Source organism: Acetobacter tropicalis (assembly GCF_001580915.1).
Lineage (GTDB): Bacteria > Pseudomonadota > Alphaproteobacteria > Acetobacterales > Acetobacteraceae > Acetobacter > Acetobacter tropicalis.
In genome coordinates, this window is sequence record NZ_LHZQ01000132.1 from 1 (window position 1) to 6,823 (window position 6,823).

The 6,823-nt window shown below is 58.2% G+C and carries 6 protein-coding genes, 1 tRNA gene and 1 pseudogene; 5 read left to right on the plus strand and 3 right to left on the minus strand.

The window, feature by feature from the left end; translation table 11 throughout:
* The 4 genes from AD944_RS17205 to AD944_RS01525 all read left to right on the plus strand — a co-directional run.
* Positions 1–425 (plus strand): HNH endonuclease (locus AD944_RS17205; protein ID WP_282956212.1); only part of this gene is annotated, 425 nt, incomplete at its 5' end.
* A gap of 144 nt (positions 426–569) precedes the next feature.
* Positions 570–1,868 (plus strand): O-antigen ligase family protein, encoded by a 1,299-nt coding sequence (locus tag AD944_RS01515; RefSeq protein ID WP_236709160.1) that lies wholly within the window; start codon positions 570–572, stop codon positions 1,866–1,868.
* A 219-nt stretch (positions 1,869–2,087) separates the two neighbouring features.
* A complete protein-coding gene (dksA, locus tag AD944_RS01520) occupies positions 2,088–2,501 on the plus strand; it encodes an RNA polymerase-binding protein DksA (protein WP_035382626.1) in 414 nt (137 codons plus the stop codon).
* 66 nt (positions 2,502–2,567) lie between these two features.
* Positions 2,568–2,642 (plus strand) — tRNA-Thr (locus AD944_RS01525).
* 265 nt (positions 2,643–2,907) lie between these two features.
* On the opposite strand, the gene AD944_RS16600 is transcribed toward AD944_RS01525, so the two are convergent.
* The 3 genes from AD944_RS16600 to tldD form a co-directional block, all read right to left on the minus strand.
* Positions 2,908–3,297 carry a hypothetical protein gene (locus AD944_RS16600; RefSeq protein WP_156477235.1) on the minus strand — a complete coding sequence of 130 codons (390 nt, stop codon included), beginning with the start codon at positions 3,295–3,297 and terminating at the stop codon, positions 2,908–2,910.
* 39 nt (positions 3,298–3,336) lie between these two features.
* Entirely contained in the window at positions 3,337–4,596 is a 1,260-nt protein-coding gene (gene tyrS, locus AD944_RS01535) for a tyrosine--tRNA ligase (protein WP_035382622.1), read from the minus strand.
* Between the two features lie 186 nt (positions 4,597–4,782).
* Positions 4,783–6,240, minus strand: coding sequence for a metalloprotease TldD (gene tldD / locus AD944_RS01540; protein ID WP_035382620.1), 1,458 nt, complete (start codon positions 6,238–6,240; stop codon positions 4,783–4,785).
* 205 nt (positions 6,241–6,445) lie between these two features.
* On the opposite strand from tldD, the pseudogene AD944_RS16605 reads away from it, so the two are divergent.
* Positions 6,446–6,823: pseudogene (locus AD944_RS16605) on the plus strand (hypothetical protein); the annotation flags it as partial.

The window sequence follows — 6,823 nt, forward strand, 5'->3', positions numbered from 1 at the left end:
TCTACAAAACCTTGGGACGGAAGCATGGCGAAACATGGGTGAAGTGGTTTCGGCGAATAAGGAACGATGGTCGCTCCTTGAGATTCGAGAAAAATGGGGAAATCAACTATCTTCGAGTCTATTCACTGATAGATCGGAGAAAGTCTGACATTCCCATGAACGTGGATAAAAAGCCCAACCTCTTCAATTTTGATGGACGGTCTGAGCTTCTAACGCGTTTAGGTGCGAATCGGTGTGAATACTGCGGCGATGAAAACGGGCCTTTTGAGATCCATCATGTCAGAAAACTGAAGGATGTCTCAAAGGGGACAGAAAAGTGGAAGCAACTGATGATTCAGCGGAAACGCAAGACATTGGTGCTTTGCAAAACCTGTCACACCGACCTTCATCGTGGAACATTGCCAGATAATCGCTTTGCTGCTTAATGCTGCAAATGGAGAGCCGGATGCGGCGAAAACTGCAAGTCCGGTTCGGAGGGGGGATAACGGGAAACCCTCATGGGACCACGTATCCTACCCTACGTCCGGACACCCGGAGGCCCGCCCGTATGAGGCGAGCGGGCTTCTGATGTGACTCGTTTTGACCTGATGGACGCATCCCTTCCCCGCTGGCAGACAGTGCTGGCAAAAAGCCTGACACTCACCGGCACGGCCTGCACCCTGCTGCTGCCCCTGCTGATGTTTTACAGTCGGGCGCTCAGCGATATTGCTGCAACGCTTATTGGCGTTTTCTTTCTGATTTATTCTGGCCTGACGCGGGACTGGCAATGGCTTCGCAAGCCATGGATCATTCCCGCCGCCCTGTTCTGTGGGCTGTGCCTGATCTCTTCGGTGCATGTTGGACTCAAGGGAGCCTGGACACAGGCCCTGTGTCTGCCGCGCCTGTTTTTGCTGGCCGCCGCCACCCAGAACTGGATTCTCGCCCGCCAGACTCGGCGCATAGCCTTGGGGGGCGTATTTTTCCTGCTGGCCCTATGGCTTATGAGCCAGTGCTGGGAACAATATCTGACGGGCACCAACCTGATGGGAGCCCCCCGATGGGGAGACGGCTCCCTGACCGGCCCCTTTGTTAAGCCCCGGGCGGGCTTTACCTTCCTGATGTTGTTCTTTCCCGGCATCATGCCCGTGGTGCTGCATGCCCTGCACAGTAAAAACCGTGGAGCGTGGGTTGGTGGCTGCGTGCTGCTGCTATTTTCGGCCCTGACCATGGTGCTGATTGGCCAGCGCATGAGCAATGTTCTGTTGCTGTTTGGCCTGTTTCTGACCGCCTTGCTGGTGCGGCAGTTCCGGTGGCCGTTTGTCGCGTTGCTGGCGTGCGTTGCTGCGGCCCTTGCCAGCCTGCCTGTTATCTCCCCGCCCACCTATGCCAAACTGGTGCTGAAATTTTCCAATCAGCTCCAGCATTTTGCCACCAGTGATTACGGGCAGCTCTTTACCAAGGCCAGCATCATGGTGCTCAACCACCCATGGCTCGGGCTGGGCGTGGATGGGTTTCGTAATTTCTGTCAGTTGGGCATGCATAGCGCTGGTATTTCTGCGCTCGCGCTTCCGCCGCTTGATAGCCCGGCAGGAACTGGATGCAATATTCACCCCCACAACTACTATCTTCAGGTTGCCACAACGGCGGGCCTTCTGGGCCTTGCTGCTTTTGCCGCTACGGTGGTGTGCTGGCTGAGGGCTGGCGCACGGCATCTTTCCCCCACCCGCGCTCCCCAACAGGCCATGCTGTTTGTGATGTGCTGCACCGTCTTGTGGCCCATAGCCTCCACCAGCGCCCTGTTCTCCTTCCCTACTGCGGGGTGGGTCTTTCTGTTTGCCGGATGGCTGATGGCAGCCGCGCAGAACGCGGCCCCCTGCGCAAAAACGTGACCGTGCCCAATGATCCGCACGTACGGACCAAATAATCCGTTCCCATAACTGGTAAGCATTGGCCGAATTCTTGAACTATGGCGCATAGTTACCGGGCAGCCCTCCGCTTTTCTTGGCTCTTGCCTCCATTATCTTCTTGGCGTTCCGGGCAGCCCCCGTTATAAGCCGCGTCATTCTTTCAAGGCAGGATTCCTGTCATTGCAAAGGCTGACACTGACTATGATCACTCTACCGCCGGACTACCGCCCGTCAGACGACGAGGAGTTCATGAACCCTCTTCAGACGGAGTATTTCAGGCAGAAGCTTCTCAAGTGGCGTGCCGAACTCCTCAAAGAGGCAGGAGATACTCTTGCCAGCCTTTCCGAAGGCGGGATTCATGAAGCAGACATCACAGACCGCGCCAGCGTGGAAACAGACCGCGCGCTGGAACTGCGCACCCGTGACCGTGCCCGCAAGCTGATTGGCAAGATCAACCTTGCTCTGCAGCGTGTTGAAAACGGCAGTTACGGCTACTGTGAAGAAACAGGGGAACCCATTGCCCTGCGCCGTCTGGAAGCCCGCCCGATTGCGACCCTCTCCATTGAGGCGCAGGAACAGCATGAACGGATGGAAAAAACCCACCGTGATGATTAATTCCGCTTTTTAAGCGGAAACAGACTTGCGGCGTTGCGCGTGAAACGCTAGAACGCCGCCAACGTCGCTGCTGTAGCTCAGTGGTAGAGCACTCCCTTGGTAAGGGAGAGGTCGACAGTTCAATCCTGTCCAGCAGCACCAGTTCTCTCCACAAAAAACAATCTTTGCGTTCTCTCCGCCCGTGTAAGGCAAAGGCGCATCTCTCCCCCTCCATTTTTTCCTGAAAAGCTGTTTGAAAATTCAGCAGGAAGAAACGGTAGCGGGACTGTTTCTGGCTAAAAAATTGGACGGGGAATATCTGCGCGACCATATCGCAGCAAATTCATGTCCAGCAGACAAAAAAAGAGAGAAAGCGTGATGGCTTCCTCTCTTTTGATTTCTTTAAAACACGGTAAGCAGGCCCGTTTTAGCGAGGGCCGCGGGGACCGCCGGAGTTTTGCCCTCCGCCGCCACCTCTTGAAGGACCGCGCTGGCCACCGCCCGGACCTCCGCCAGGACGCCCACCCGGGCCACCATGAGCTCCGCCTCCCGGGCGACCACCGCCTCCGGGTCTACCTCCGGGCCGTCCGCCACCACCCGGCCTTCCACCAGGGCGAGGCGGCGGCGGCATGGGCCTTATCCGACGGGCCGCATAGCCCCACCGTGGGCCGGGACCATAGCCGTAATACCCATCATATTGTGGGCCGTAGCCATAGCCTGAATAGCCATATGTTCCGTATCCCACATCCGGGCCCACACAGCCTGAAAGAGAGCAGGTTACAGCCAGACAGACCACGAGTAGAGGAATGCGCTTCATTTTTTCTCTCCGCCAGTCATCTCTGACAGGCCAGTCCCTTTACCCGGCCTTGATCAGCACATGATGCTTTTTACCTGAAGAAAGCCGAACAGCCCCTTCCACCGCGTCTGCCTGAGTCACCAGCCTGTTTTCATCAGCAACAGGCTGGTTATTCACGCGCGCTCCCCCACCGCGAATCAAACGCCGGGCTTCACCATTGGTTTTGGCAAGCCCTGCCTCTACCAACAGACGGAACACCGGCACCCCTTCCGTCAGCACAGAGAGTGGAACTTCATGCACTGGCAGGTCTGCCGCGGCCACCTTGCCTTCTTCAAAGGTCTGGCGGGCCGCTTCTGCCGCAGCCAGAGCGGCTTTGCGCCCATGGCAGAGAGCCGTGGCTTCAGTTGCCAGAACTTTCTTGGCCTCGTTGATCTCCGCGCCTTCAAGCGCTTCAAGACGGGCGCATTCTTCCAAAGGCAGATCTGTAAACAGACGCAGGAAGCGGCCGACATCGGCATCTTCCGTATTCCGCCAGAACTGCCAGTAATCAAACACCGGCAGACGGGCTTCGGAAAGCCACACCGCGCCGTTGGCCGTCTTGCCCATCTTGGCGCCTGATGCGGTGGTCAGCAGCGGCGTGGTCAGCCCCATTACGCTTTTCTGGTCTGTGCGACGCACCAGATCCACACCCGAGACAATATTGCCCCACTGGTCTGATCCACCCAACTGCAGCGTGACGCCATGCCTGCGGTTCAGTTCACGGAAGTCATAGGACTGGAGAATGGAGTAATTGAACTCCAGAAAGGTCAGGCCCTGCTCACGGTCCAGGCGGCTTTTGACGGAATCAAACGCCAGCATGCGGTTAATGGAAAAATGCACCCCCACATCCCGCAGCAGGTCAATATAGGCCAGCTTGTCCAGCCAGTCCGCATTGTTGACCAGCCTGGCCTCAGAAGCACCCTCACCAAATGTCAGAAACTGGCGGAGGCAGCCTTCAATGCCTGCCAGATTGGTGGTGATGGTCTCTTCCGTCATCAACCTGCGGGCTTCCTCACGGAAAGACGGGTCACCGATCCGCGCCGTGCCTCCGCCCATAAGGGCTACAGGCCGGTGGCCATGCTTTTGCAGCAGACGCAGCATCATGATCTGGATCAGGCTCCCCACGTGCAGACTGTCTGCCGTGGGATCAAACCCGATATACGCGGCGACAGACCCCTTCGCCATGGCATCATCCAGCGCCTGTGCATCCGTGCACTGGAAAATGAAACCGCGGGCGGCGGCTTCCTGCATGAAAGGACTCTGATACCCGTTTTCGACCATTCTCTTACCCTTGTCTGTCACGCGTCAGCACGCCGCGTGGTCTTTCCGCACCACGCTCTACCACGAGAGGTCAAACAGCAGAAACCTCTCGATTCGCCCACGCAGGCTCCTTCTGCCGCCTTTTTCGGTTCAATAAAATCCGCGCGTCAGCCCGCACACGCTGCCACGCGTATCCCCTTTTTATGCTCAGGCCGTGCCGCCCACGGTCAGGCCTGCCATTTTCAGGGTGGGCTGCCCCACACCCACAGGCACGCCCTGCCCGGCCTTGCCACAGGTACCAATGCCCGGATCAAGTTCCATATCTTTCCCGATCATGGAAACCTGCGTCATGGCTTCCGCACCGCTGCCAATCAGCGTGGCCCCTTTAACGGGAGCCGTGATTTTTCCATCTTCCACCAGATAGGCTTCAGATGCTGAGAACACGAACTTGCCGGAGGTAATATCCACCTGACCGCCACCAAAATGCACCGCATACAGACCGCGCTTCATGGAGCGGATCATATCTTCCGTGGATGCCTGACCCGGCAGCATGAGGGTGTTGGTCATGCGGGGCAGCGGCACATGCGCATAGGACTGACGCCGACCATTGCCGGTAGGAGCCATGTGCATCAGCCGGGCATTGAGGCGATCCTGCAAGTAACCCGTTAGAATACCGTCTTCAATCAGCACGGTGCGGCCTGTGGGGGTGCCTTCATCATCCACGGTCAGGCTGCCGCGCCGATCAGGCAAAGACCCATCATCAATCACCGTGACACCGGGAGCCGCCACCCGCTTGCCCATAAGGCCAGCAAAAGCGGATGTGCCCTTGCGGTTGAAGTCTCCTTCAAGCCCATGCCCAACCGCTTCATGCAACAGAATACCGGGCCAGCCAGCGCCGAGCACCACTTCCATCTCACCCGCCGGAGCAGGACGGGCTTCAAGAGCGACCAATGCCTGCCGCAGGGCTTCATCCACAGCGCCCTGCCAGGTCGGTTCTTCAAGCAAACGGTTGATTTCATAGCGACCGCCCAGCCCATGGCTGCCACTTTCCCGTTTGCCACCCTGTTCCACCACCACGGACACATTCAAGCGCACCAGAGGCCGCAGATCGGCCACGCGCACCCCGTCCGCACGGATAATCTGCACGGCCTGCCACTCACCAGAAAGAGACGCCATAACCTGCACCACACGGCTGTCCTTGCCCCGGGCATAGGCATCAATGCGGGACAGCAACCCGGAGCGGGCAGCAAAATCCGTATCCCCCAGAGGGTTTGCATCCGTATAAAGGCGCGTGTTGGTGGAGCGCGGCGCATCCGCCATGGTGCCGGACCGACCATTGCGCACAGCACTGACCGCATCAGCAGCCCGCTTCAGGGCTGAACGGCTCAGATCATCAGAATGGGCAAAGCCGGTTTCCTCACCCAGCACTGACCGCAAACCAAACCCGCAACTGGTATCAAAAGAGGCGGAGCGGATCACACCATCATCCAGCGCAATGCTCTCGCTTTCCCTGTATTCCAGAAAAAGTTCACCATCATCCATGCCTGTCAGCGCATCGCGGGCCAGCCCTTCGGCTTCGTCCCGTTGCAGCAAGGCGTTGGGCCGCTTGAAAAACAGGTCATCCGTAACGGCCAGAGCCCCGGGGCTTGAAAGAGGGGACGACATGAACAAAACTCCTGACAGGACTAAAGTGCGCGGGCCACAATCGCCCAGCATGGCTGAAAAGCATAGACAGTTCCGGTGTTACGCAAAACCCGATCCCGGTTGCACCGTTCTTTACCTACCAGCCGGAGGTTTCCATTCCTCCGCCTTGGCAAGAGAGGCTGACAGGTTTTGCGTTGGCCAGAAAGACTTCGACCGAAAGAAAGACATGAGCGCGCATACGGACAGAACAAGCCCTACAGCCCATATTTCCAGCATATTCCCTTCTTCCGTGCTGACTCCGCGCTCGTTGCCTGCTGCCACTCTCTCTTGCTCACGCCTGCGCTCTGTAGCCCTGTTCCTTTTTCTGGCCAGCACACCGCTCAGCGGGTGGGCGCAGTCTGCTGCGCCGCTTCCCTCCCCAACGTCCTCCTCCATGCAGGCAGACGCTCCAATAGGCGCACGAGCCCTCCCCTCAGTGGAGACTTCTAAGGTGGAAGGAGAAAAACCAACTCCGGCCCTCGCGGCACCGTCCTCCGTGGTCAGGCTCACCTCCACCGCAACGCAGGCTCCTGCTCCTGCTCCTGCTCCTGCTCCTGCTCCTGCT

What these genes read in the sequence shown, in the direction of transcription:
- tyrS (WP_035382622.1), bottom strand. Translation starts at nt 4,596, where the DNA reads ATGGTCGAAAACGGGTATCAGAGTCCTTTCATGCAGGAAGCCGCCGCC.
- tldD (WP_035382620.1), bottom strand. Translation starts at nt 6,240, where the DNA reads ATGTCGTCCCCTCTTTCAAGCCCCGGGGCTCTGGCCGTTACGGATGAC.
- AD944_RS16600 (WP_156477235.1), bottom strand. Translation starts at nt 3,297, where the DNA reads ATGAAGCGCATTCCTCTACTCGTGGTCTGTCTGGCTGTAACCTGCTCT.
- dksA (WP_035382626.1), top strand. Translation starts at nt 2,088, where the DNA reads ATGATCACTCTACCGCCGGACTACCGCCCGTCAGACGACGAGGAGTTC.